Raw genomic sequence first — 25,022 nt, forward strand, 5'->3', positions numbered from 1 at the left:
GACCCCGTCCCTCCTCGACGGCGGCGGCCGTGTGCGTGCGGACCGGTTCCCCGGTCCGCGCCGCACGGGCCGCCTCCGCATCGGCGGTGTTCAGCTCACGGAACAGGTCGTCGAGGCGGTCAGTCCGTCGAGCCGGAGGACGGGGCCGCGTTCCGCCAGACCGTCAGATCGAGGGTCATGTAGGTGCTCGGCGAGTCCTCCGGGGAGAAGGCCTTGACGGTGACCAGTCCGAGGTGGCCGGTGCCCGTCGTGACGCAGACCTGGCGGCCCGGCGACAGCTTGTTCACGTAGATGTTCTGGGTGAACCGGGTCTCCGCGCGGCACGCTTCGAGCGAGCCCGTCTGGCCCGGGTCGAGCAGGACCAGGTTGCCGCCGCTGCTCTCGGCGTCGAGGTAGCCGCCGGTGTCGTAGGAGAGCTCGTAGCCGTTGTCCTCGCCGTCCTGGGGGCGCACATCCGTGTCCCCGAGGGTCAGGTGGTAGCCGGCGGTGAGGTTGATGTTCTTGTACGTGGCGGCCTGCGGGGCCGGTGCCGTCGACGGCTTCGGGGCGGTGCTCCCGGTCCCCGTGCCCCCGCTGCCCTGCGTGCCCGTCGATCCCTTCCCGTTGGGCTTCCCGCCGGCGTTCGACGACGTCTGCTCGTCCTTGTCCTTCAGGACGACGTAGGCGGTCGCGCCGCCCGCGACGGCGAAGGCGAGGACGGCGGCGACGGCGATGAGGAGACCGCGTCCGCCGCCCTTCTTCGGCTGCGGGGGCGGCTGCTGGGGGTGGTAGCCGGTGGGCGACGGCGGGCCGGACCAGGTCTGCTGCGGGTACGCGGGAGCGCCCGGCCCCTGCGTCGGGGCGTATCCGGAGGCGCCGGGGCCCTGGGTCGGGGCGTACGCGTAGCCGGGCGCCGGAGCGGCCGCGGCCGGGGGAGCGACCGGCGCGGCGGCCGGGACCGAGGGGGCGGCCGTGACCGTGTTCGGCGGCGGACCGTAGCCGGGCGGCGGGGTCGAGGGCGCGGACGGCGCCGTCGGCGCGTACCCCGCGGGTGCGGCCGGTGCCGCGGCCGGGGCGGCCGTCGGCGGCGGAGGCGTCTGCGGCGGCGCGGGCGCCGCCGCCCGGGCCGTGATCTCGGCGGAGACCGCGCCCGGCAGCCAGTCCTCGGGCCGGCGCAGCACCGTCGCCGCGTTCGCGGCCTGGCACAGCCGGATGATCTCGGCGAGCGTCGGCCGCGCCTCCGGGTCCTTCGCGAGGCAGCGCGTCACCAGCTCGGTGAGCCGCTCCGGAACGGCGCTCAGGTCCGGCTCCTCGTGCACGATCCGGTACAGCACCCCGTGCCCGGTCCCCTCGCCGAACGCCGGGACGCCCGTCGCCGCGTACGCCGCGACCTGACCGAGCGCGAACACGTCCGTGGCGGGCGTGACCTTGCGCCCCGCCGCCTGCTCGGGCGCCATGAACGACGGCGTCCCTATGGTGACTCCACTGCCCGTCAGGGAGGTCGCGTCGGCCGCGTGGGCGATGCCGAAGTCGATGACGCGGGGCCCGTCGGCCGCGAGCAGCACGTTGGACGGCTTCAGATCGCGGTGCACGATGCCCGCGCCGTGGATGACGTGCAGCGCCTCGGCCATACCGGCGACCAGCAGCAGCACCGTCTCCACCGGCAGCGCGCCGTGCGCCACCACCGCGTCCGCCAGCGAGGGCCCCGGCACGTACGCCGTGGCCAGCCAGGGCTGCGCGCCGTCGGGGTCCGCGTCGATGACGGGGGCGGTGAACAGACCCTGGACGCGCTGCGCGGAGCGCACCTCCTGGGCGAACCGGCGGCGGAACTCCGCGTCCTCGCCGAACTCGGGACGGATCAGCTTGATGGCCACCGGACGCCCGCCGGGCGTGTACGACAGGTACACCTTGCCCATGCCGCCCGCGCCCAGCCGGGCCGCGAGCCGATAACCGGCGACCGTCGTCGGGTCGTCCGCCGCCAAGGGCTGGAACACCTCGGAGCCACCCCGGTCCGCTTGCTGACCGCCCATGAACCCATGTCTCCCCACGCAGAACACTGTTTGCCGGAGGGCACCCTACCGGTGGGCGGAGCCCTTGGCCGTGTCCGTCGTGACCTCCGCACCCGTGAGCCCGGCGCGCTCCGCGAGCGCACCGCCCTGGAAGCGGCTCTCCGCCCCCAACTCCTCCAGGAGATCCGCGATGTGACGGCGGCAGGTGCGCAGCGACATCCCCATCCGACGGGCGATCACCTCGTCCTTGGCGCCCTCCGCGAGGAGCCCCACGAGCGCCCGCCGCAGACTGGGCCCGACCTCCTTGTACGCGGCCCCGCTGGTGCCCCGGAACGGCACCGCCCCCGACCAGTGCTGCTCGAACACCCGGCAGAGGTACGCCACCACGTCGGGGTCCCGCACCAGGACCGCGCCCTCGCCCGTACCGCCGTCGGCGCGCCGGGGCAGGAAGGCCACGGAACGGTCGAAGACCACGGCCCGGTCGGGCAGTTCGGCCGCGGTGCGGTACTCGGCGCCGGCCTCGGTGAGCCGCTCCACGTACCCCTGGGTGGAGAGGCTCGTCCGCGCCGAGTGCTGGTACAGCGTGCGCATCCGCACCCCGCGGCGGAGCATCGCCACGTCCCGCTCGACGGCGTCCCCGAGGCGGTGCGCCGCCCTGCCCCCGCCCGGCTGGATGCTGAACACCTCCTCCCGGCAGCGGGCCGACTCCTCGGTGAGCATCGCGGAGGCGGACGCCATGTCGGGCAGCACGTCGAAGCCCTCCCGGCGGCCCTGCTCGCGCCGCGCGGCGCGGTACTTCGGCATCAGGGAGTGCAGATCGTCGCGGAGGGCCTGGGCGTGCGCGGCGGCCCGCGCGAGCTCCGCCTCCAGCGGGGCGACCACTTCCGCCGCGGCCGCGTCCGGGCTCACCGGGATCAGCTCCTCGCTCCGTCCGGGCGCCGGGCGCAGCAGCCGGAGCCGCCGCAGGGTGCGGCAGGCCGCCTCGACCTCCTCCCGGCCGAGCCCGAGGCCCGGAAGCCCGTCCGGCGACCGGTGGGCGAGGCCGCCCTGCTCCAGTGCGTACGCGAAGACGGCGACGGCCCCGGCGTCCAGTCGCGGCATTCCGTCCACATCCACCCCAGTAGTCACGCATTTCCCCCGTGATGCGGCCCTGCTACTTCCGTGCCATGCAGGGTATTGCCAGGTCATGGCCCTGGACCAAGCGGGCTCGCCGGGATGAACTGGGGGTGTCCGGCCGAGGGAAACCCCATCAGGCCGACATACGGCGTGAACCCGCCAGACACGGAGCTTCCCGCCAGTCCTCTCCTCTCCCGAACCAGGAGCCGCACCATGTCCGTTGCCGTCCGCTGCCTCCTTCTCCTCGCCGTCCTGCTCGCCGGCGGAGCGACCGTCGCCACCGGGGACGGCGCACCGGAGACGACGCGGACGGTCGCCGCGGACCCCTTGGACACCAGCTGGGGCGACGAGTACGTGCGGCCGGAGCAGTAGGGATGTCGTCACGCACCGCGAACCCCTCCCCGTCCGGCCCCGGCCCCCGGCGCTCGCGCGCCGAAAGCCCCGCGGACCGGGCGCTGTTGCCCGACATCGTGCACGCCGTGATCGCCCGCAGCGCACAGCAGCCGTGGAGCGTCGAGCCCGGCGCGTTCTGGTGCCACGTCGTGCCCGGCGGCGCGGCCGTCGGGCGGGCCCAGGGCTGGAAGCTCCACCTCCCCGCCACCCCGCTCTCCGCACCCCTCGTCCTCGCCAGGGCCGCCGAGGTCCTCGTCGCCCACCGCGCCGCCTTCAAGTTCGCCGGGAGCCCGGCCAAGGTCGCCGCGCTGGTCTCCGGACGCTTCGCACGCGGCGGGGGCGGCAAGTTCCTGACCGTGTACCCGGCGGACGACGAGCAGTTCCGCCGGCTCGCCGAGGAACTCCACCGGGCCACCGAGGGACTTCCGGGCCCCGCCGTCCTCTCCGACCGCCGCTACCGCCCCGGCAGCCAGGTCTTCTACCGGTACGGCGTGTTCAAGGGCGTCCGCGAACTGACCGCCGACGGCACCTTCGCCGCGCGCCTCACCGACCCCGAGGGCCGACCGGTCGCCGACGAGCGCAACGCCTGGTTCAGCCCGCCGGCCTGGGCCGGCGACCCCTTCCCCGACCGTCCCGCCGCACCGGCGCGCAGCACCGCCACGGCCAAGCCCGTCCTCCTCGGCGACCGCTTCCTCGTACGGGGCGCGATCCAGCACTCCAACAAGGGCGGGGTCTTCCGCGCCGAGGACACCCGCACCGGCGCCCAGGCCGTCGTCAAGCAGGCGCGTCCCCACGTGGGCGCCGGTCCCGAAGGCCTCGACGTCCGGGACCTGTTGCGCCGCGAGGCCGCGCTGCTCGAACGGTTCGGCCGGGTGCGTCCCGACCGGGTCCCGAAGCTCGTCGAGGTGTTCGAACAGCAGGGCAGCGTGTTCCTGGCCACCGCATCGATCCCGGGCGCGACGCTCCGGCGCACCGTCGCCGAACGCCTCGCCCGGGACGGCAGCGCCTGCCCCGACGACCGTACGGCCGGCTCCCTGGTCCGGCAGCTCGTCGAACTCGTCGCCACGGCCCATGAACTCGGCGTCACCCTGCACGACTTCAACCCCAACAACGTCATGGTCACCCCGGAGGGCCGGCTCGTCCTCATCGACCTGGAGATGGCGGCCCCGCAGGGGGAGCGCTGGGTCCTCGGCGCCACCCCCGGCTACACCGCGCCGGAACTGCGCGCCGTCGACCAGGTGGCGCCCGCCCTGCCGCCGGACGCCGACCTGTACGCCCTCGGCGCCACCGTCCTGCACGCCCTGACCGGGGCGGATCCCGTCTTCGCGGAGGACCTCCCACGGGACGCGGCCCGGCCGGACGAACGGCGTCTGGCGGACCTCGTGCACCTCCTGGCCCGTGACGACGCGCGCGTACGGCGGTTCGCGCCGCTGATCCTGGGGCTGACGCGGGACGCACCCGAGGACCGGTGGACCCTGGACCGGGCCCGGGAGTTCCTCGACAGAGGCCGAGCCGCGGACACCCGTCGGTTCCCGGACGACGCGTGCAAGCAGCCGGACGCGTACAGCCACCCGGACGCGTACAGGCACCCGGACCCGGCCGCCACGCGCGCGCGTCTCCTGCACGACGGCCTCGCCCACCTGCTGGCCACGATGCGGCCGCACGACCCCGAACGGCTGTGGGCCTCGGACTCGTTCGGCGAGACCTGCGACCCGGTGGCCGTCCAGCACGGCTCGGCCGGCGGCGTCGCCGTGCTCGCCAGGGCCCTCGCGCACGGGGACGCGGCACTCGGCCTCCCGGCGTCCCTGACCCGTGACGCACTCGCCGAGGCTCTCCGTAGCGCCGCTCACTGGACCGCGGAGCGTCAGGAGACGCTGCCGAGCCCCGTCCCGGGGCTGCACTTCGGTCGCGCCGGCACGGCCTGGGCCCTGCTCGACGCCGCCCGGGCCCTGGACGACACCGCCCTCGCCGAGCGGGCACGCGCCCTGGCCCTCGGTCTGCCCGTCCGCGGCCCCCACCCCGACGTCTGCCACGGCGTGGCAGGCTCCGGACTGACACAGCTTCACTTCTGGCGCACCACCGGGGACCCGCGGTTCCTGGACCGCGCCGCCGAGGCCGCGGACGGACTGCTCGACGCGGCCCGGCGCACCCCCGAGGGCGTCTTCTGGCCGGTGCCGGAGGACTTCGGATCGGCGCTCGCCGGAGCCTGGCACTACGGCTTCGCGCACGGCGTGGCCGGCGTCGGCACCTACCTTCTGCTCGCGGCGGAGGCCACCGGCGACGAACGGTTCCTCGACGCGGCCACCGAGGCGGGCGCCGGCCTCGCCGCCGCGGCCCGCAGCGGACCGGCGGGTGCGCTGTGGCCCGTGGACCGGGCCCGCCACCTCTCCGACTCCCCGGAGCTCGCCCGGCACTGGTGCAGCGGCTCCTCCGGTGTCGGCACCTTCCTGGTCCGGCTCTGGTCGGCGACCGGCGCGTCCGACAAGCTCCTGCGCGACCTGGTGGACGGCGCGGCCCGCGCCGTGCGGGCGGGCAGCCGAACCGACTCGCCGGCCACCTGCCACGGGCTCGCGGGGAACGCCGAGTTCCTCCTCGACGCCGCCGTGCTGACGGGCGACGCGAGCCACCGCGCCGCCGCCGAGCTCCTGGTCGAGCACCTGGCCGCCCAGGCCGTACTGCGCGACGGCCGCCTCCTCGTACCCGACGAGAACCGCAGGACCGTCCTCGCCGAGTACGCCACCGGCCTCGCCGGCAGCCTCTCCCTGCTGCTGCGCCTGAGGTGCGGAGGCCCGCGGGCCTGGCTGCCGGAGGACGGGCCGGCCCGCCCCTGAGTGTCCGGCGGCCCCAGGCCGCCGGCGATCCACCGCAATATCCACCGTATGAGAAGGAGACCGTCATGACGGAGTACGACATCGATGCCCTGCAGGTCCTGCCGGAGGAGGTCCGCACGGAGGACGCCCGCGGCGAGGAGCACGCCGCCGCGCTGATCACCGCCTGCCGCTGGCTCACGAGCGGCTGCTGACCCGCACGCCCAGTGAAGGGGGCCGGCGTCCCGGCCGGCCCCCTTCCCGTGCGGCAGGACCCTAGACTCGAAGTGCGGGTCCGCCCCGCTGCCGGGCGCGGGGCGCCGCGTACGGCACGGAGGCGACCATGACCAGGCTGACGGGCAGGGCTCTGCGGGTGACGGTCTTCGTGGGCGAGACCGATCTGTGGCACCACAAGCCGCTGTACAGCCAGATCGTCGGCCGGGCACGCGAGGCCGGTCTCGCGGGGGCGAGCGTGTTCCGCGGCATCGAGGGCTTCGGAGCCTCCTCGCTGATCCACACCCAGCGGCTGCTCTCACTGAGCGAGGACCTCCCCGTGGCCGTGGTCGTCGTCGACACCGAGGAGAAGATCCGCGCGTTCCTGCCGCGGCTGGACGACATGGTCGGCGAGGGCCTGGTGATCCTCGACGACTGCGAGGTCATCCGCTACGTCGGCCGTTCGGGGTCCACCTGAGGCCCCTGGCTCTCCCGGGCCAGGAAGGCGGGCCGCACGGAGGTGTCCACCGGGTCGTAGTACCGGTGGAAGACCGGAGTCGTGGAGCCGGACACGGGCGGCACGATCCAGCTCCAGTCGGCGGGCACCGGCCTGCCGTGCCGGCCCTCCTGCGCGATGTGCCGCAGGAACCGCTCGGACTCGGTGTGGTGGTCCGCCATCGTCACCCCGGCCCGCTGGAAGGAGTGCAGCACCGCCACGTTGAGCTCGACGAGCGCCCGGTCCCGCCACAGCGTGCGCTCCGAGGAGCGGTCGAGACCCAGCCGGTCGGCGACCAGCGGGAGGAGGTCGTAGCGCTCGGCGTCGGCGAGGTTGCGGGCGCCTATCTCCGTCCCCATGTACCAGCCGTTGAACGGCGCCGCCGGATAGCGCACCCCGCCGATCTCCAGCGCCATGTCGCTGATCGCCGGCACCGCGTACCAGCGCAGCCCGAGCTCCGCGAACCACCCGTGGTCCGGGTGCCGGAGCGGCACCTCCATGACGCAGCCGTCCGGCAGCTCGTACCACTCGGGCCGCGCGCCCGGACGCTCCTCGACCATCAACGGCAGCACCTGGAAGGGCTCTTCGTCCCGCTTCCACCCGAGGTCACGGGCGCGGGCCGTCGGCGCCGCGGCGCGCGGGTCGCCGATCCAGCGGCCCTCGGGAGTGCGGTGCCCCGCGTAGCGGACCAGCTGGTCGTTGACGATCCGCGGCGCGGGGCGGCCCGGCCGGTCGGGGGCGAACACCGAGATCACCGGCCGGATCCGGCCGCCGTTCCCGGCGAGGCGCAGGTGCTCGAAGCAGTCCGCGGCGATGCCGTCGGCCGAGGTGACGTGCCGCAGGTCCCGCACCACGAGGCTGCGCCAGTAGAGCCGGCCGATGCAGCGGGCCGCGTTGCGCCAGGCGACCCGGGCGCCGAAGGACAGCTCGTCCGTGGTGTGTTCGTACGTCCCGGTCCGGTCGATCTCGGCCAGGACGTCGCGCACCCTGCGCTCCACGTCCCCGGCCCCGGGCTGCTCGTGATGGAACTGCCGGACGAAGTCCTCCGCCTCCCGGCGGTCCGTCACCGCCGGCGCGGGTGCGTGGGGTGGCGCGTCCCACCCGCCGGACGGGGGCGCGGACGTGAACGGACAAGTGCTGACAATGGCGGCCTTGCGGCGGCGACCCAGACTGAAGACCAAGGTGTTCCCTCCCGCCCTCATGACTACCGCACGCAACCGTACGGTTGTGGAGAGTAGGGGGAGTTCCGGATGGAAAGGGTGCCGGGCTGGTAAGGTGCCCGGCGCTCGCCCCCCTGGGGGTCCCGGGAAAGGTCTCAGGACCCGGTGCCGAGGGAACGACGGCGGGAGACATGACCGCGCCGGCCGGCCAGGAACACCAGGGCGGTCAGCACGACCGTTCCGCCGACGAGTCCGTCCCGCCGTCCGGCCGCGTCGACCTCTTCCGCCCGCTCCATCGGCAACTCGCCCCGGGCATCGCGCACGACGTCGAAGCGATCGCCGACCTTCGGAGCGTCGACACCGCGGTACACCAACTGCTCCGGCAGCACATGGCCGTCGGTGCGGCGCAGGGTGAGCCGATGGTTCTTGCCGCCGGTGGAGGCGGCACTGTCGGCGGTCACGACGACACTCTCCCGGACGCCGTACCGCTCGAGCGCCAGCTCCGGCGGATACTGCACGGCGCCGACCAGCACGAAAAGCGCCGGCAGGGCGGCGAGGAGCACCAGCCAGACGCCCCGGTGCACCAGATGCAGCAGGATCCCGAACACCAGGAAGAGCACCACGCCGAGCCCGATGGCGACCCAGTCCGCGCGCGGGAGGGCGTACGAGACGCCCGCGACGGCGCCGGCCGACGCCCAGAGGTACAGCGTCAGCGCACCGGTGCGGAGCAGTGCCGCGCCGGGCCGGGCCGACGGGCGTACCTGTGGGGGCGGGGTGGTGCGGACACCGGTCGTCATCGGCTCAGAGCCCCGCGACCTTGGACGTCGCCGACAGCTCGTACACCAGGGTGACCGTGCGGCGGCCGCCGGGCGGCAGCGTGAGGTCCCAGCGGACGATCCCCTCGGCGTCCACCGTGTCCGGCGCGGGGGAGCAGGCCTCCTTGCGGAGGCGTACCTCCACCGCCGAGACCTCGGAGACGGGGATCCGCTCGCGCAGCACCACCACCCGCTCGTCCTGCTCCCCGGGCGGCGAGAACCGGGACACGTGCAGCCGGACCGTGCGGGTGACCACCGTCCGCTGGGTGAGGCCGGTGGTGTCGCGGGACTCCTCGGTGGAGCGGACCACCCGGTGGTCGTCGCGGCTGCCGAAGGCGAGCTCGGCGGCGGCGCCGGGAGCCGTGAAGTCCAGCGTGCCGCGGCCGGTGAACCCGCTGCCCCGGACCAGGTCCACGGGACCGGCGAGCAGGGCGTGGCCGGACTTGTTGTCGAACCGCACCACCTGCGTGACCAGCGGGGACAGTTCGGGGGAGCAGGCGTACTCGCTGCTCGCGGCGGTCGTGAACGAGGACAGCGCCACCCGGTGGGCCCGGCCGTCCCCGCGCACGGAGACCGGAGCGGGAGCGTGCAGGACCCGCGTCTCGCCGCCGTCGTCCACGCCCGGCAGACCGAGCACCGGCGCCGGGCCGAGCGTCGTGATCTCCTCCTCGCGCAGTTCCACGTCGATCGTGCGGCGCTCCGCCGCGCTGCGGTCCTTGAGCGTCAGCCGGTCCTCGACGAGCCGCGGCGGCTCGGTGGCGAGCGAGGACCGCGCGGTCGACAGGGTCAGCCGGACGTCCGACCAGTCCTCCCCGGTGCGCTGCCACACCATGGCGTCCGTCTCCAGGGTCAGCGCGTCCCCGTCGAGCACGGCCCGGTAGGCGGGCCGCCACAGCGCGCACGGGGTGAGATGGCTCAGCCGCAGCCGTACGGGCCCGGCGGCCGCCGCCTCCACCGTCAGCTCGACATGGGCGACGAGCTCGGCGGGCTCCTCCTCGGCGAGCTCCATCGCCCGCCGGATCCCGGCGAGTTCGGTGGTGAGCGCCGAAAGTCGGGCCTCCACGGTACGGAGTTCCTCGCCGTACGTCTCACGCTCGGCGTCCACGCGGTCCAGCTCGCGGCCCCAGCGTGGGCCTTCGGACTCCCCGTACCCGGCGCCCTCGCCGATCTCCCGCAGCAGGTCGGCGGCGAGCCGGCCGAGCAGGTCGAGGCGGCCCCGGAGCCGTTCGCGGTGCTGCTCCACGGCGAGCCGCTCCTCTTCGAGGGCGTGCTCGCGGTGACGGAGGGCGGAGTCCTCCGCACCGGGCGGTACCGGGCCGCGCGGTGTCCACGCGCGGACGATCCGGACGTCGAGGACGGTGGCGGGGTGGTCGGAGGCCAGTTCGGCGTGGAGGGTGCGGTCGACGGCGAGCGCGCTGACCGGTCCGAGGCGCAGGCGCTGGACGCCGGCGTCCAGGTCGAGCACGGCCGTGCGTTCGACGTGGGCGCGGTCCTCCAGACAGGTCACGGCGGTGACGGGAAGGGCGATCGGCTGCGGATCCGTGAACATGGTGGGTGTCAGCTCCTGCGGTTGCCGTCGACCAGGGCCTTGCCGGCCGGGATGCGGATCTCGAAGCCGCCGCCGAGCGCGGCGGTGCCTCCGGCGGGCAGCTCCACCCGCCAGACGCGGGTGCCCGGCGCGTGGTGCTCCGGAGCGCCTTCCTCGGGCGCCGTCCAGTCGGCGCGTTCCTCGATGCGGACGTCGGGCTCGGAGGAGACCGGCACCCGCTCGTGGACCTCGACGGTGACCGGCCCCGCGAGGCGGTTCGCCAGCTCCACGTGGACGCGGTGGTCGAGCACGGTGATGTTGTTGCGCAGCCCCGCCGTCGACTCCTTCAGGTGCGTGCGGCGCGTGACGCGGACGCCCTCGGCGGGCCCGAGCCCGAGCCGGCGGACGCCACCGGGCGCGAGCGTGGGCAGCGCGGCGGACAGCAGGAAGTCGTCGTCGACGGTGACCTCGACCGGGCCCGCGAGCAGCGCCTGACGGGTGGTGTTGGAGACGACGAGGGTCGCGTACACGGTCTGCTCCACCGAGGGCACACAGAGGTGCTCGGTGTGCAGGACGACCGGGATCTCGCCGACGGTGACGGTGTGCCAGGTGCCGTCCGAGGGCACGTCGGCACGGGCAGCGGCGTCGAAGCGATGGTCGAAGGAACCCGCCGAGGTCCGCGGGCGCACCGCGTGCCGGGGCAGCGGCAGACCCGCCACGGCCTCGGCGCGGCGCCGGTATTCGTCGGCCACCGCGTCGGAGGAGGTACGGGGGAACAGGCGGCCACGGCGAGCGCCCGGCTCCTCGGGGCCGGACAGCACGAGGGCGGCGTAGTCGAGTTCGGCGCCGCTCGGCTGCGGCGGACCCGCCGGCGGGGGCGGCGGTGGCGCCGCCGCGCCCGGAGCCGCCGGGGCCTGGGGTGCGGGGGCCTGGGGCGGGCGGGCTCCGAAGCCGGCCCCGCCGCCGACGCGCGGCCGGCCGCCCGGCCGTGGGGCCGCCGCCCGCGCGACGTCCGGCATCGCGCCCCCGAAGGCCTCCGGAGCGGAGCCGTACGCCGCACCGGGCGGCTGCGGCCCGGTGAACGCCGGAGGCGGAGGCGGAACCGATGCCGGCAGGGGTACGGGCACGGGTGCGGGTGCCGCCACGGGAACGGCCGCCGCGCCGGCCGCGGCGGCTCCCACCGCGGAACCGCCGCGGAAGGGCGCCGGGCCCGCCGCCTCGTACCCGGAGAACAGGTCGGCGAGCCCCGCCGGGGGCTCGCGCCAGCCGGAGGGCGCGGGCGCGGACTGACGGCGTCCGATCCGGATCGAGCGGAGCGCCGGCAGATCGGTGCGGCGCCGCAGGTCGGCCGTGGCGAGGGCGAGGCGCACCCCCGACCAGTCCTCGCCGGTCCGCTGGGCCACCGAGGCACGCAGCACGAGGCGTCCGCCGCCGTCGCCCTGACGGTGCGTGAGGCGGTACGTCGGCACCCAGACGGCACCCGGCACGCCGTACTCCAGCTCAAGACCGACCTCCTCCGCGTCGCCGGCCCCGTCGAGGGTCAGCACCGCGCAGACCGAGGTCGCGACCTGAGCCGACGGCGCGTCGGTGGAGGCCCGGTGGAGCCGGTCGAGGGCGACCTCCCACGCGTGCTCGGCCAGCCGGACCTCCTCGTCGAGCTCCGCGAGCCGGGCGTGAAGACCCGCCAGCCGCTCGTCGACGAAGTCGGCGAGCTCCAGCCACGCCTCGACCGGGGTACGGCGGTGCGGGTCCTCGCGCTTGCGGGGCGGAGGGACCGGGCGCAGGCCGCCGACCTCCCCGATCAGGGCCCGGTGCCGGTCGCGGCGCGCCCGCGCCGCATCGTGCGCCTCGTCCAGCCGCTCGACCTCGCGCCGCAGTTCGTCGGGAGCGCCGTCGGCGTACGGCTCGGCCTCGACCTCCACCCGCGCCTCGGTGACCCGCACGCCGGAGGCGTCCAGGACCCGGGCCCGCAGCGAACCCGGGTCGAGCGTGCGGGGCAGCCCCGTCACCCGCACCCGGCCGTCCGGCGGGACCGTGCCCCGGGCCAGGCGCCGGCAGAGCGCACCCTGCGCGTACACCACGACGGAGTCGAGGCCCGACTCCCACCTCTGCTCCGCACCGACCGTCATGCGCCCCCCTCTGCCCTGTGCTTGTGCGGCGAAGCCTACGCCGGACCGGTCCGGGCGGTCCCGGAGCGGCGGAGGCCCGGCAGGACGGGGACCTTGTCGGGGGTGGCCGACCCCTGCAAGATCTTCTTTGTGAGGGAATCGGGTGGGAACCGCGAGGGAAAGGCCGGTGTGTCGTGGGGGAGATGACCAAGGGGAGCAACGGATTCGTTCCGTCCGTGCCGTTGAGGATCGCCGTGCGCGGGGGCGTGGACGCCATGGCGCTGCTCCTCACCGAGGCGGGGAAGGTCAGGGGCGACGGGGACGTCGTCTTCCACGGCGCCCCGGTGCACCCCTCCGGGGCGGTCCGGCTCACCGAGGTGGCGGGGGCGGCGCAGGCCGGCACGGCATGGGTCGAGGTCGGCCTCACCGCCGTGGAGGAGCAGATCGCCCGCGTGCTGCTCGTGGGGTCGACGGACCGCGGGGCGATGAGGGACGCCGCCGGCCTTGCGGTGGAGGCCTTCGCGCCCGACGGCACCTCGGTCGCGCGGTACGACGTCACCGACGCCGCCGGGGAGACGGCGATGGTCCTCGCCGAGCTCTACCGGCGGGCGGGCGGATGGAAGTTCCGCGCCGTGGGCCAGGGATGGGCCACCGGGCTCGCCGGTCTGGCCACGGACCACGGCGTGGACGTGGCCGAGGCCGACTCCGGCACGTCGACGGCACCGGCCGCGCCGGTGTTGCCGACCCCCATGCCCGCGCAACAGGCTCCCGCGCCCGCCCCGGCTCCCCTGCCCGCGCCGGCTCCCGCGCCGCCGGCTCCCGCGCCCGCGCCGCCGGCTCCCGCGCCCGCGCCGCCCTTCGCTCCTCCGCCCGCCGGGGTCGCACCCGCGGCGCCCCCGCCCTTCGCGGTTCCTCCCGCGGCGGCCTCGCCCTTCGCGCCCCCGCCCTTCGCGGTTCCTCCCGCGCCGGTCCCGCCCGTCGCGGTCCCGCCCGTGGCGCCCGCCCCTCCCGTCGCGGTCCCGCCGGTGGTGCCCGCCCCTCCCGTCACCGCCGGCTGGTGGACGTACGGGCCCGTCTTCGAGCCGTACAGGGAGACCGGCCGGGACAACGAGGTGATCACCGTGGCCGGGCTCCCGCCGGGGCCGGTCGTCGTCCAGCTCGACATCAGCGGCGACGGATACACGGGGCTCTGGGTGCTCAACCGCCGCAACAAGGAGGAGGACAACCTCGTCAGCAGCACGGAGGAGGACTTCCACGGCAGAGTCCTCGCCACCGTCCCGGCGAACGGTCCCCTGCGCCTGAAACTGCACGCCGAGGGTCCCTGGCAGGTCCAGGTGTCGCCGCTGGCGGCGGCCCCTCGCCTGACGGAGGAGGAGGTGCCGTACCGCGGTCCCCAGGTGCTGCTGCACACGGGAGGCGTGGCCGACATGGCCGTCCACTACCGCGGTGACGACAACCTCATCGTCCACGTCTACGAACTCGCGGGCCACGACGACCACACGGCCCTCCCGCGGTACGAGAACGCGGTCAACGAGATCGGCAAGCGGCGCGAGACCGTACCGCTGCCCGAGGGGCCCCTGATCGTCCACTTCGAGATGGCGGACGGCCCGTGGACCGCCCGGCTGAAGCACCTGCAGCCGCCGACCCGGCCGCTGCCCCCGGCGCCGCCGGGCGCGGCGGCACCCGTCCCGTTCGCCGTCCCCGGCGATCCGGCCCGGCCGGACAAGGAGTCCGGGTCCGGCCCGAGGAGGAACTGGTTCTCGCGCGGCCGGGATTGACCGCGGGGAGGCTCGTCATGGGTGCGCGGCCGTGGACGCCTGGGCCAGGGCCGCCCGTACCTCGCCCGCCAGGGTGACGGGGTCGCCCGCCGGCACCGTCGGGTAGGCCTGGCGGCCGCGCGCCCAGGCGTCGTCCCGGGCGAACCAGTCGATCGCGACCGGCGCCGTGCCCCGTACGAGCGCGGTGTCGAGGCTCGCGAAGTACGCGGCCCAGCGCGGCGCGTACACGTCCTGGACGAGACCGGCCCACTCGCGGTTGGCGTAGTCGTGCAGGCCGCCGTTCTCGCTCGGCCCCCGGTCGGCCCAGGTGGTGAGGATCGAGCGGGCGTCGTACTCGAGCCGGTCCTTCTCGTCCGCGTCGGCGCCCCAGGAACGGGCGTCGGCGAGCCACGGGCCGATCAGGAAGCGCCGGTCGGAGGCGACGAGCCGGCCGAGCAGCTCCTCCCCGGCGTTCCACTCGCGCACCAGCGCCCGGAAGCCCTCCAGATCCTTCGCGTCGTACGCGGCCTTGACGCGCGGCAGCAGGGCCCGGCCCCGGTTGGTGAGCGCCTGGCGTGCCACGTCGACCACGTCGAAGCGGTACGCGTCCGAGGTCCGCAGCTCCGGTGCCACCTGGAGCAGTTCCGACAGGGCGCGCTCCACCGTGCCGGGGTCGTACCGCATGGCCGTCGGGCTCCAGCGTGCGGCCTTGGACGCGGTCAGGCTCGGCCGGGCGGTGAAGAGGCTGTCCTGCGGCTCGCTCCACGTACCGGACGTCCCGCTGTACGGGCCGAGGCGCAACTGCTCCCAGGCGGCGGCCGCGTGCGGGTCGGCACCGCCGTAGCGCCGGGCCGCGTAGGCGGCGAACCAGGCGCGGTGGTCGACCGGATCCGGCTCCCAGGCGAGTTCGGTGAACAGGTCGAAGGCCGCGGGGTTCCCGCCGGTGCCCTCGGGGAGGTAGGCGATTCCGCTCAGCGCGCTGTCGGACTTGGCCCGCCACGTACGGAAACGGTCCACCCACACGCCCGTGTTGGCGCCCATGCTGGTGTGGCCGCCGAAGTTGGCGATGGAACCGAACGCGTAGGCCGTACCGCCCCACTGCGCGTCGCGGTCGAGTCCCTCGTACCGGTCGGAGAGGCCGTCGACGATCAGCAGCCTGCTCCGGTCCACCCCGCTCAGGAGCGCCGCGGACGGGTTGTTCTGCCAGCCCAGCATGACCCACGTGGCCCCGGGGTGCGCGGTGTCCAGGGCCTCCTGGACGGCCCCCGCCGCCCGCGCCACGTCGACCGGGCCGGGCGTGCCGCCCTCGTGCAGCAGGTCCATCTTGAACAGGGTGGTGTCACCGAACCGGTGCCGTTGGACCCGGTAGTAGGCGGCGGCCAGTTCACCGAAGACGGGTCCGGTCGGATCCAGCCAGTCGGGCCGGGCGAACCCGACCCACTTGCCCTGCGGGACGGTGACCGCACCCGGGTTCCGGTCGGCGAACCCGGGCGGCACCGTACCGAAGAAACCCGGAAGCACCGGGGTCATCCCGAGGGAGCGCAGGTGCTCCGCGATCCGGGCTCCCAGCGTCGCCCGCGCCTCGATCAGCCGCTCGGACACCGGACCCCCGAAGCCCGACATGTTCTGCAGCAGCCACCAGGCCTGATGCGCGGGACCGGGGATCCAGGCCCGCAGCTCCGCCGCGTCGTAGCCGAACCCCTGGAGCGCCCGGTAGTACGGGTATTCGGCGCCGGTCGGCACGAAGACCTCGTTCACACCGTGCAGCGCCATCAGATCGATGTCGCGCTGGTACGAGGTGAAGTCGCGGTACGCGCCGGAGTACCCCTCGTCGGTGTCGTTCAGGGCGTACCGGTGCGGCACGGTCGCCGAGCGGGTGATCGTGTCCGGGACCGCGGGGAGCGTGGCGGGCAGCCGGCCCACGCTGTCGCCCGGCCAGCCGATGTCGACCCCGGCGACCCGCTCCAGGTACCAGCCCACTCCGGTGAGCAGCGTGGCCGGCGAGGTGCCCCGCACCTGGATCGCACCCGCGCTGCCGGAGACCGAGAAGGAGTCCCCCGATGCGGGCTCCTCCACCGGGATCAGGGTGAACTGCGCGGCCCGGGAGGGCAGCAGGCGCTCCAGGGCCGCCCGGGCGGGCCCCGTATCGAAGGCGGGCGCGGCGGCGGAGGCGCTGCCCTGCCGGGCCGGCACGCCGGGCGCGGCGGCGGTCACGGCGGCGAGCGCCACGACGAGGAAGGTGTCACGGCAACGACGGATCAGGCGGCTGCCCATCAGGCTCCCAGCTCGAACAGGACGACGGAGTAGGGCTCCACTCTCCGACGACCCGCACCCGCCACCACGCAAGCGGAGCCGGGGAGGGCACGGCGCTCATCCTTGCGGGTGCGCGCGTTCGAGTCGGCGGTACGAGCCGCTCGTGGACCTCGCCGGCGGCCTCGCCCGCCTCCGGGCGGCCCGGGACCGGTGGGCGCCGGGAACGCCGTATACCTGACGGACACCTGGGCCTGGCAGACTTCCCCCCTCACGGTGTCCCGTCCTCACCACCCCTGGAGGCCCCATGGCGCAGCGGCCCGGTCATCCCTCCCGCACGGGCGGACGCGTCCCCCGGCCGGCGGGACGGCACGCGAGCGGAGAGGCCGCGCGATGACCCTGTGCCCCACCCGCCGCGCCGACGCGGCCGCGCTCCTCGTCCGCAGCGCGCCCGCCGCGCCCACCGCCGCCGTGCTGCTGCTCCACGGCGGCCGCGCCGAGGGCCCCGAGCCGCCGCCCGCCCTCAACCTGCCGGCGCTGCGGATGCGCCCCTTCGTCGGCGCGGTGACACGGGCCGTCCGGGGCCGGGGGGTGCTCGTCGCCGAGGTGCGCTACCGCCACCGCGGCTGGAACGGCGCGCGTGCGGACGCCGCCCGGGACGCCGAGACGGCGCTCGCGCGGCTCCGGGAGCAGATCGGGTCCGTGCCCGTCGTGCTCCTCGGCCACTCCATGGGCGGCCGGGCCGCCCTCCGCGCGGCGGGCGACCCCGCGGTGCGCGGGGTCGTCGCCCTCGCGCCGTGGTGCCCCGCCGACGAGCCCGTGGACCACCTCGGCGGCCGGCGCCTCTACCTCCTCCACGACGAGACCGACCGGGTCACCTCGGCCCGCCAGTCCTGGGAGTTCGTCCGCCGGGCCAGGGAGGCGGGCGCCGACGCGGCGGGCATCCCGATGCCGACGGGCGGCCACGCCATGCTCCGGGGGGCCGACCTCTGGCACCGGCGCGCGGCCGAACTCACCGCGGCGCTGCTCTCCCACGGCTGAGCCGGGCGGCGAACGGCTCGACCGGGGCGCCCGCCGCCCGGCGCGGGCGCGGCCACCCGGATCGCGTCCGCCGCCGTCTCAGCGGGCGTCGGGCCGGGACTCGAGGCCGAACACGGCCGTGAGGGCGGCCCTCAGGTCCGACTCCGGGTCCTCCGACGTCCCCTCGGACCGCCACGCGACGAAACCGTCCGGGCGGACCAGCACCGCACCGCTCGCGGTGACGCCATGGGCCTCCGCCCAGTCCTCGCCGCCCGCGGGGGAGAGGTCCGCGTCCGGCCCGTCACCGATCCGGTACGACACGAGGGGCATCCCGAGGCGCTCGGCGACCCGGGCCGCCGCCGAGTGCCAGCCGCCGACGGCCCCCGCCGTGGTCAGCAGCACCGGGGACTTCTCGTACAGATCCAGGGTGGAGATCCGTTCACCCGCCCGCTTCAGCCAGAGGTGCGGCGCACGGCTGCCCGGCTCGCCCGCCAGACGGAGCCCGTCCGGCACGACCGGCACCGCCGGGTCAGCGCCCAGGACCGCGCCGCGCGGATAGCGGTACCCCAGCGCGACGTTGAGGATCCCGCCCCGCTTCCTGCCCGCGCCCGGCCCCGGGGCGTACCCCGGGTGGCTGTGCTCCACCGAACGCGAGGAGGCACGGGCGCTCGTCGCCTCCGCGACCGGCCGGCGCTCCGCGTCGTAGGACGCGAGCAGCTCGGGGCCGGCCCAGCCGCCCAGTACCGCCGCGAGCTTCCAGGCGAGGTTGTGCGCGTCCTGGATGCCGGTGTTGGAGCCGAAGGCCCCCGTGGGCGGCATCTCGTGGGCCGAGTCGCCGGCGAGGAACACCCGCCCCTGCGCGTACCGTTCGGCGATCCGCTCGGCCGCGTGCCACGGGGCCCTGCCCGTGATCTCCACGTGCAGATCCGGTACGCCGACGGCGCGCCGGATGTGCTCCTTGCACCGCTCGTCGGTGAACTCCTCCAGGGTTTCCCCGTGTTCGGGGTGCCAGGGGGCGTGGAACACCCACCGCTCGGCGTTGTCCACCGGCAGCAGCGCGCCGTCCCCCTCCGGGGTCGTGAGGTAGCAGACGATGAAGCGCCGGTCGCCGACGACCGCCGCCAGATCACGCGACTCGAACGTGATGCTCACGTTGTGGAACAGGTCCCCCGGACCGGTCTGCCCGATGCCGAGCTGCTCCCGGATGGGGCTGCGGGGGCCGTCCGCCGCGACGAGGTAGTCCGCCCGGACGGTGGTGTGCTCACCGGTCTCCCGGCTCTTGACCCGCGCCGTCACCCCCTCGGCGTCCTGCTCGAACGACATCAGCTCGGTCGAGTACCGCAGATCCCCGCCCAGCTCCCGCGCGCTCCGCAGCAGCACCGGTTCGAGATCGTTCTGGCTGCACAGGCACCATTCGGCGGGGCTGAACCGCGCGAGGCCACCGCCGGGATCGATCTCCCGGAACAGCCACTCGCCGGCGTCGCCCGCCAGGTCCGGCGCCTGGAAGATCCCGTTGTTCGCGGACAGGGTCTTCGCGGCCTCGTGGATCCGCTCCCGGACCCCCGCGCCGCGGAACACCTCCATGGTGCGCACGTTGTTCCCGCGGCCGCGGGGGTGGATCGAGGTGCCCGCATGACGCTCCACGAGCGTGTGCGGCACACCGAGACGGCCCAGGAAGAGCGAGGTGGACAGGCCCACCAGGGAGCCGCCCACGATGAGGACGGGCGTGCGGTGTCCGATCTCACCGGTCGCTTCGCTTCGGTTCATCGATGGCCTCCAGCGTCACCGGTGACGCGGGTCGGGGATGGGATGCACATGCCTGCCCTGCCGGGCCCCGGACCCTGCGCGGAGGGCACCCGAATGACGCACGGTTCACTCATCCGCTCCGTGGGGCTCGCGTAGAACGTGCGCCCGAGCCAACGTTCGGTACATGACGACCCCGGCCATCGGAGCCAGGCGGTCCTTCCCCGCTCTCACAGACGAGCAGACTCACAGACGAGAAGAGGTGCGCCGGATGACCACCACGGCACGCATATCGCAGTCGGTGTTCGACGGGTCCAGGCTGCGGGTGATCCTGCTGCTCGACCTGTACGACGGAGCCCAGCAGCAGTTCCTCGAAGCGTACGAGGTCATGCGCAAGCAGGTGGCCGGCGTCCCCGGCCACATCAGCGACCAGCTCTGCCAGTCCATCGAGAACCCCTCGCAATGGCTCATCACCAGCGAATGGGAGAGCGCCCCGCCCTTCCTCGCCTGGGTGAACAGCGAGGAACACGTCGAGATGGTCAAGCCCATGCACAGCTGCGTCCGGGACACCCGGTCCATGCGCTACAGCATCCTCCGGGAGACCGGCGCCCAGCGGCCCCTCACACCGGAGACGGCCGCCGGCCGACAGGTCGCGGCCCGCGTCGGCGACGGAGTGACCCGCCACGCGCTCACCTTCACCGTCAAGCCCGGCTCCGAGTCGAAGGTCGCCGAGCTCCTGGCCGGATACGAGTCGCCCGCGGCCCAGGTCGACGAGAACACCCGGCTGCGCCGCACCTCCCTGTTCATGCACGGCAACCGGGTCGTGCGGGCCGTCGAGGTGGAGGGCGACCTCCTGTCCGCGCTGCGGCACGTCGCCCGGCAGCCCGGGGTCCGGGCCGTCGAGGAGGCCATCAACCCCTACCTGGAGCAGGACCGGGACCTCACCGACCCCGAGTCGGCCCGCGTCTTCTTCACCCGGGCGGCCCTGCCCGCCGTGCACCACGTGGTCGCCGCCCGCCCCGAGCCGGCCGACCTGCGGCGCCACGCCCTGTACTACCCGGCCGTGGAAGGCCGCGGTTCCGACCTGGCCCGGCTCCTCGCCGAGCAGGACGCGGAGGCGGCCGTCGACCCCGGCAGCCCCGTGTACGGCAGCACCGTCTTCCAGCGCGACGACGTCGTGGTGCGCCTCGTCGACGTCGAGGGCGACCTCGACCTCGACCCGGTCGCCGCCCTCGGCGTCAAGGGCGCCGGGAAGGCCAAGGCGCTGGAGCGCCTCCTCGACGGGCCCGCGATCGGCGTGGAGGGGTCGCTGGAGACCGAGCGCAACCTCAACCGGCTCCTGTCGCACGCCGACATGCTGCCCGTCACCGACCGCCGCGCGGCCGACTCCTGAGAGGACGACTCCGGGGCCGCCGGCCCGACCGCTCGCGAGAGTCCGGTGCACCGGGCCACCGGCCCCCACCGTCCGTCACATCTCACCGCACCACTCGGAGGTATCAACCATGCTCGAGCAGACTCGGCTCATCGTGAACCTGAGCGACACGGAGCCCAACCGCAGACGCGGGGGCGACGTGCGGGCCATGCTCACGCCCGCCACGGTGAAATCGACCAGCGGCTTCATGGGGATGGCCATCGCCCAGCCGGGCGAGCGCATCGCCGAGCACTACCACCCGTACTCCGAGGAGTTCGTGTACGTCGTCGCGGGCCGGTTCGAAGTGGACCTGGACGGCGAGACGCACCCGCTCGCGCCCGACCAGGGCCTCCTGATCCCCATCGGCGTCCGGCACCGCTTCCGCAACGTCGGCGACGTGGAGGCCCGCATGGTCTTCCACCTCGGGCCGCTCGCCCCGCACCCGAGCCTCGGCCACGTCGACACCGAGGAGGCCGTCGAGGGGGCCGTCGAGTGACCCGCCGTGTGGCCGTCACCGGCATAGGCGTGGTCGCCCCGGGCGGCGCCGGAACGGCGGCGTTCTGGGACCTCCTCGCCCAGGGGCGCACGGCGACCCGCGGCATCACGCTGTTCGACCCCGCCGGCCTGCGCTCCCGCATCGCCGCCGAGTGCGACTTCGATCCGTACGCCCACGGCCTGCCCCCCGACCTGGTCCAGCACGCGGACCGGTACGTGCAGTTCGCCGCGGTCGCCGCCGGAGAAGCCGTACGGGACTCCGGACTCGACTCCGCCACCGAGGACCCCTGGCGCGTCGGCGTCAGCCTCGGCAGCGCCGTCGGCGGCACCACCCGCCTGGAGCACGACTACGTCCTGGTCAGCGAGCGCGGACAGCGGTGGGACGTGGACCACCGTGCCGCAGACCCCAAGCTGCACCTGGCCTTCTCGCCGAGCACGCTCGCCGCGGTGGTCGCCGAACAGTTCGGGGCCCGCGGACCGGTGCAGACCGTCTCCACCGGCTGCACCTCCGGCCTCGACGCCGTCGGCTACGCCTTCCACACCATCGAGGAAGGCCGGGCGGACGTCGTCATAGCCGGGGCGTCGGACTCGCCGATCTCCCCGATCACCATGGCCTGCTTTGACGCCATCAAGGCCACGTCCCCCGACAACGACGACCCCGAGCACGCCTCCAAGCCCTTCGACAACCGCCGCAACGGCTTCGTCATGGGAGAGGGAGCGGCCGTCCTCGTCCTGGAGGAGTACGAGCACGCCAGGGCCCGCGACGCGCACATCTACTGCGAGATCAGCGGCTACGCCACCTACGGGAACGCGTACCACATGACCGGTCTGACCGGCGAGGGCCTCGAGATGGCGCGGGCCATCGACACCGCGCTCGGCCAGGCCAGGCTCGACCCCACGTCGATCGACTACGTCAACGCGCACGGCTCCGGCACCCGCCAGAACGACCGGCACGAGACCGCCGCCGTCAAGCGGTCCCTGGGCTCCCACGCGTACGACACGCCCATGAGTTCCATCAAATCCATGGTGGGCCACTCGCTCGGCGCGATCGGCGCGATAGAGGTCGCCGCCTGCGTGCTCGCCCTGCAGCACCAGGTGGTGCCCCCGACCGCCAACTACGAGATTCCCGACCCCGAGTGCGACCTGGACTACGTGCCGCGCACCGCCCGCCCCCGGAAGCTGAGGAACGTGCTCTCCGTCGGCAGCGGCTTCGGTGGCTTCCAGTCCGCCGTGCTCCTGACCGGGCCGGGCGGGAGGACACGATGAGCACACAGCGGTCACCGCGGGCGGTCGTCACCGGCATCGGTGTGATCGCCCCCAACGGACTGCGCTCCGACGCGTACTGGAAGTCCGTCCGGGAGGGCCTCGGCGTTCTCGACCGGATCACCCGCGAGGGCTGTGAACACCTGCCCCTCAAGGTCGCGGGACAGGTCGAGGGCTTCGACGCCTCCGCCCTCATCGACGAGCGCTTCCTCGTCCAGACCGACCGGTTCACCCACTACGCCATGGCTGCGGCCTCCCTCGCCCTCGACGAGGCCGGCCTCGGCCACGAGGAAGGACCCGAGGAGCCCTTCTCCATCGGCGTCGTCACCGCCGCGGGGTCGGGCGGCGGCGAGTTCGGCCAGCGCGAGCTGCAGAAGCTCTGGGGTCAGGGCTCCAAGTTCGTCGGCCCGTACCAGTCCATCGCCTGGTTCTACGCCGCGAGCACCGGACAGATCTCCATCCGGCACGGCTTCAAGGGACCGTGCGGGGTGGTCGCCAGCGACGAGGCCGGCGGCCTGGACTCCCTCGCGCACGCCGCCCGCGCCGTCCGGCGGGGCACCGGCGCCGTCGTCGTCGGAGCGGCGGAGGCCCCCCTCGCTCCGTACTCGATGGTGTGCCAGCTCGGCTACCCCGAGCTCAGCACCGTCGACGACCCCGACCGGGCCTACCGTCCCTTCACGGCGAAGGCCTGCGGCTTCGTCCCCGCCGAGGGCGGCGCCATGTTCGTCGTCGAGGACGAGACGCGCGCCCTCGACCGGGGTGCGACCGTACGGGCCACGATCGCCGGCCACGGCGCCACCTTCACCGGCGCCTCCCGCTGGGCGGAGTCCCGGGAGGGACTGGCCCGCGCCATCCGGGTCGCCCTCGACGAGGCCGGCTGCGCCCCGGAGGAGATCGACGTCGTCTTCCCCGACGCCCTCGGCGTACCGGAGGCGGACCGCGCCGAGGCCCTCGCGATCGCCGACGCCCTGGGCGCGCACGCCACGCGCGTCCCGGTGACGGCACCCAAGACCGGCTACGGCCGGGCCTACTGCGGCGCTCCCGTACTGGACACCGCGGCCGCCGTGCTCGCCATGGAACACGGCCTGGTGCCCCCCACCCCCAACGTGTTCGACATCGACTGCGACCTCGACGTGGTCATGTCCGCAGCCCGGCCCGCCGAGCTGCGCACGGCCCTCGTCCTCAGCAGGGGACTCATGGGATCCAACGCGGCGCTCGTCGTGCGCCGCGGTGGCGGACTCGCCCGGTAGCTCCGGGCGAGGAAGGAGAAACAGGATGATCACCACCGAACTCACCTTCGGCGAACTGGCCGCGCTGATGAAGCAGTCGGCCGGCGTGACCGTCGACCCCACCCAGCTCGAAGAGGCCCCCGAGATCCCCTTCGCCGGCCTCGGCGTCGACTCGCTCGGCCTGCTCGGCATCGTCGGCGAGCTGGAGAACCGGCACGGCGTGGCGCTGCCCACCGACGCCGAGCGCTGCAAGACGCCGGCCGAGTTCATCGCCCTCGTCAACAACGCCCTCGCAGGAGTCTGACGTGTCCGGACACACCGACAACAGCATCACCATCGACGCCCCTCTCGATCTGGTCTGGGACATGACCAACGACATCGAGAACTGGCCGCGGCTCTTCAGCGAGTACGCCTCCGTCGAGGTCCTCGAACGGAAGGGCGACACCACCAAGTTCCGCCTGACCATGCACCCGGACGAGAACGGGAAGGTCTGGAGCTGGGTGTCGGAGCGCACCACCGACCGCGAGAACCGGAAGGTGCGCGCCCGTCGCGTCGAGACCGGCCCGTTCGCGCACATGAACATCGCCTGGGAGTACACGGAGCTGCCCGGCGGCGTCCAGATGCGGTGGATCCAGGACTTCGCGATGAAGCCCGACGCCCCCGTCGACGACGCGTGGATGACGGAGAACATCAACCGCAACTCCCGCGTCCAGATGGCCCTCATCCGGGACCGTCTCGTCCAGGCCGCGCGCGAGGGCCGGAGCGCGCCGGTCACGCGCGCCTGACGGGGCACACCCGGGCAGGACCACTCAGGAAGGAAACCGATGCACCACGCACTGATCGTCGCCCGCATGGCGCCCGGCTCGGCGCCCGCGATCGCGGACGTGTTCGCCGACTCCGACCGCGGCGAGCTGCCGCACCTGGTCGGCGTCGCCCGGCGCAGCCTGTTCCAGTTCGGCGACGTCTATCTGCACCTGATCGAGTCCGAGCAGGACCCGGTGCCCCAGGTCGCCAGGCTGGCCGGACACCCCGAGTTCCGCGGCGTCAGCGAGCGTCTGTCGGCGTACGTCAGCGCGTACGACCCGACGACCTGGCGCAGCCCCAAGGACGCCATGGCGCACTGCTTCTACCGCTGGGAGCGTGACGCCGGCTCCTGAGCCGGGAACCCGGTGGAACCCGAGGCCGCCCGCCCCGCGACAGAAGCGGCGCGGGCGGCCGGAGTTGGTCCGC

At 74.6% G+C, this 25,022-nt stretch carries 21 protein-coding genes; 13 read left to right on the plus strand and 8 right to left on the minus strand.

Features of this window, described 5'->3' with window-relative positions; all coding sequences use genetic code 11:
• Positions 1 to 119: 119 nt before the first annotated feature.
• Both ACWGN5_RS13070 and ACWGN5_RS13075 read right to left on the minus strand, forming a co-directional pair.
• Positions 120 to 2,009 carry a serine/threonine-protein kinase gene (locus ACWGN5_RS13070; protein ID WP_453514149.1) on the minus strand — a complete coding sequence of 630 codons (1,890 nt, stop codon included), beginning with the start codon at positions 2,007 to 2,009 and terminating at the stop codon, positions 120 to 122.
• 45 nt (positions 2,010 to 2,054) lie between these two features.
• The gene (locus tag ACWGN5_RS13075; protein ID WP_453514152.1) at positions 2,055 to 3,089 is read right to left on the minus strand and encodes a hypothetical protein; all 1,035 of its coding nucleotides are present in this window, start codon (positions 3,087 to 3,089) and stop codon (positions 2,055 to 2,057) included.
• Between the two features lie 228 nt (positions 3,090 to 3,317).
• Between ACWGN5_RS13075 and ACWGN5_RS13080 the strand changes: the two genes are divergently transcribed.
• The 4 genes from ACWGN5_RS13080 (at position 3,318) to ACWGN5_RS13095 (ending at position 6,995) form a co-directional block, all read left to right on the plus strand.
• Positions 3,318 to 3,476 (plus strand): hypothetical protein, encoded by a 159-nt coding sequence (locus ACWGN5_RS13080; protein WP_453514154.1) that lies wholly within the window; start codon positions 3,318 to 3,320, stop codon positions 3,474 to 3,476.
• 2 nt (positions 3,477 to 3,478) lie between these two features.
• The gene (gene lanL, locus ACWGN5_RS13085) at positions 3,479 to 6,328 is read left to right on the plus strand and encodes a class IV lanthionine synthetase LanL (protein WP_453514156.1); all 2,850 of its coding nucleotides are present in this window, start codon (positions 3,479 to 3,481) and stop codon (positions 6,326 to 6,328) included.
• A gap of 65 nt (positions 6,329 to 6,393) precedes the next feature.
• A complete protein-coding gene (locus ACWGN5_RS13090) occupies positions 6,394 to 6,519 on the plus strand; it encodes a hypothetical protein (RefSeq protein ID WP_255325155.1) in 126 nt (41 codons plus the stop codon).
• Positions 6,520 to 6,647: 128 nt separating this feature from the next.
• The gene (locus ACWGN5_RS13095) at positions 6,648 to 6,995 is read left to right on the plus strand and encodes a DUF190 domain-containing protein (protein ID WP_453514159.1); all 348 of its coding nucleotides are present in this window, start codon (positions 6,648 to 6,650) and stop codon (positions 6,993 to 6,995) included.
• Here ACWGN5_RS13095 and ACWGN5_RS13100 read toward each other — a convergent pair.
• The 4 genes from ACWGN5_RS13100 to ACWGN5_RS13115 all read right to left on the minus strand — a co-directional run bounded on the left by ACWGN5_RS13100 (position 6,968) and on the right by ACWGN5_RS13115 (position 12,645).
• Positions 6,968 to 8,080, minus strand: coding sequence for a nitric oxide synthase oxygenase (locus ACWGN5_RS13100; RefSeq protein ID WP_453514162.1), 1,113 nt, complete (start codon positions 8,078 to 8,080; stop codon positions 6,968 to 6,970). The two genes, ACWGN5_RS13095 and ACWGN5_RS13100, sit on opposite strands and share 28 nt — an antisense overlap.
• 248 nt (positions 8,081 to 8,328) lie before the next feature.
• Positions 8,329 to 8,970, minus strand: coding sequence for a hypothetical protein (locus ACWGN5_RS13105; RefSeq protein ID WP_453514164.1), 642 nt, complete (start codon positions 8,968 to 8,970; stop codon positions 8,329 to 8,331).
• A gap of 4 nt (positions 8,971 to 8,974) precedes the next feature.
• Positions 8,975 to 10,537 carry a mucoidy inhibitor MuiA family protein gene (locus ACWGN5_RS13110; RefSeq protein ID WP_453514166.1) on the minus strand — a complete coding sequence of 521 codons (1,563 nt, stop codon included), beginning with the start codon at positions 10,535 to 10,537 and terminating at the stop codon, positions 8,975 to 8,977.
• 8 nt (positions 10,538 to 10,545) lie between these two features.
• On the minus strand, positions 10,546 to 12,645 hold the full coding sequence (locus ACWGN5_RS13115; protein WP_453514168.1) for a DUF4139 domain-containing protein: 2,100 nt from the start codon (positions 12,643 to 12,645) through the stop codon (positions 10,546 to 10,548).
• Between the two features lie 182 nt (positions 12,646 to 12,827).
• On the opposite strand from ACWGN5_RS13115, the gene ACWGN5_RS13120 reads away from it, so the two are divergent.
• A complete protein-coding gene (locus ACWGN5_RS13120; RefSeq protein WP_453514171.1) occupies positions 12,828 to 14,402 on the plus strand; it encodes a TerD family protein in 1,575 nt (524 codons plus the stop codon).
• A gap of 15 nt (positions 14,403 to 14,417) precedes the next feature.
• Here the strand turns inward: ACWGN5_RS13120 and ACWGN5_RS13125 are convergent, their stop codons facing one another.
• Positions 14,418 to 16,655: an alpha-N-acetylglucosaminidase gene (locus tag ACWGN5_RS13125; protein ID WP_453514173.1), complete on the minus strand. Its 2,238-nt coding sequence runs from the start codon at positions 16,653 to 16,655 to the stop codon at positions 14,418 to 14,420.
• Between the two features lie 369 nt (positions 16,656 to 17,024).
• Here ACWGN5_RS13125 and ACWGN5_RS13130 point away from each other — a divergent pair, with 369 nt between their 5' ends.
• Entirely contained in the window at positions 17,025 to 17,672 is a 648-nt protein-coding gene (locus ACWGN5_RS13130) for an alpha/beta fold hydrolase (RefSeq protein ID WP_453514175.1), read from the plus strand.
• A 78-nt stretch (positions 17,673 to 17,750) separates the two neighbouring features.
• Here the strand turns inward: ACWGN5_RS13130 and ACWGN5_RS13135 are convergent, their stop codons facing one another.
• Entirely contained in the window at positions 17,751 to 19,418 is a 1,668-nt protein-coding gene (locus tag ACWGN5_RS13135; protein ID WP_453514177.1) for an FAD-dependent oxidoreductase, read from the minus strand.
• Positions 19,419 to 19,665: 247 nt separating this feature from the next.
• Here ACWGN5_RS13135 and ACWGN5_RS13140 point away from each other — a divergent pair, with 247 nt between their 5' ends.
• From ACWGN5_RS13140 to ACWGN5_RS13170, 7 genes are all read left to right on the plus strand, one after another.
• Entirely contained in the window at positions 19,666 to 20,787 is a 1,122-nt protein-coding gene (locus ACWGN5_RS13140; protein WP_453514179.1) for a SchA/CurD-like domain-containing protein, read from the plus strand.
• Between the two features lie 109 nt (positions 20,788 to 20,896).
• Positions 20,897 to 21,301, plus strand: coding sequence for a cupin domain-containing protein (locus tag ACWGN5_RS13145; protein ID WP_453514182.1), 405 nt, complete (start codon positions 20,897 to 20,899; stop codon positions 21,299 to 21,301).
• Positions 21,298 to 22,566 carry a beta-ketoacyl-[acyl-carrier-protein] synthase family protein gene (locus tag ACWGN5_RS13150; RefSeq protein ID WP_453514185.1) on the plus strand — a complete coding sequence of 423 codons (1,269 nt, stop codon included), beginning with the start codon at positions 21,298 to 21,300 and terminating at the stop codon, positions 22,564 to 22,566. The genes ACWGN5_RS13145 and ACWGN5_RS13150 overlap by 4 nt, the downstream gene beginning before the upstream one ends.
• A complete protein-coding gene (locus ACWGN5_RS13155) occupies positions 22,563 to 23,813 on the plus strand; it encodes a ketosynthase chain-length factor (RefSeq protein ID WP_453514187.1) in 1,251 nt (416 codons plus the stop codon). Before ACWGN5_RS13150 ends, ACWGN5_RS13155 begins: the two co-directional genes overlap by 4 nt.
• A 25-nt stretch (positions 23,814 to 23,838) precedes the next feature.
• Positions 23,839 to 24,096, plus strand: coding sequence for an acyl carrier protein (locus ACWGN5_RS13160; RefSeq protein WP_453514189.1), 258 nt, complete (start codon positions 23,839 to 23,841; stop codon positions 24,094 to 24,096).
• A 1-nt stretch (position 24,097) separates the two neighbouring features.
• Positions 24,098 to 24,577, plus strand: a complete 480-nt coding sequence (locus ACWGN5_RS13165; protein ID WP_453514191.1) for an SRPBCC family protein — start codon at positions 24,098 to 24,100, stop codon at positions 24,575 to 24,577.
• 39 nt (positions 24,578 to 24,616) lie between these two features.
• On the plus strand, positions 24,617 to 24,949 hold the full coding sequence (locus ACWGN5_RS13170) for a TcmI family type II polyketide cyclase (protein WP_453514193.1): 333 nt from the start codon (positions 24,617 to 24,619) through the stop codon (positions 24,947 to 24,949).
• Positions 24,950 to 25,022: the final 73 nt, after the last annotated feature.

This window comes from Streptomyces sp. NPDC055815 (genome assembly GCF_053616475.1).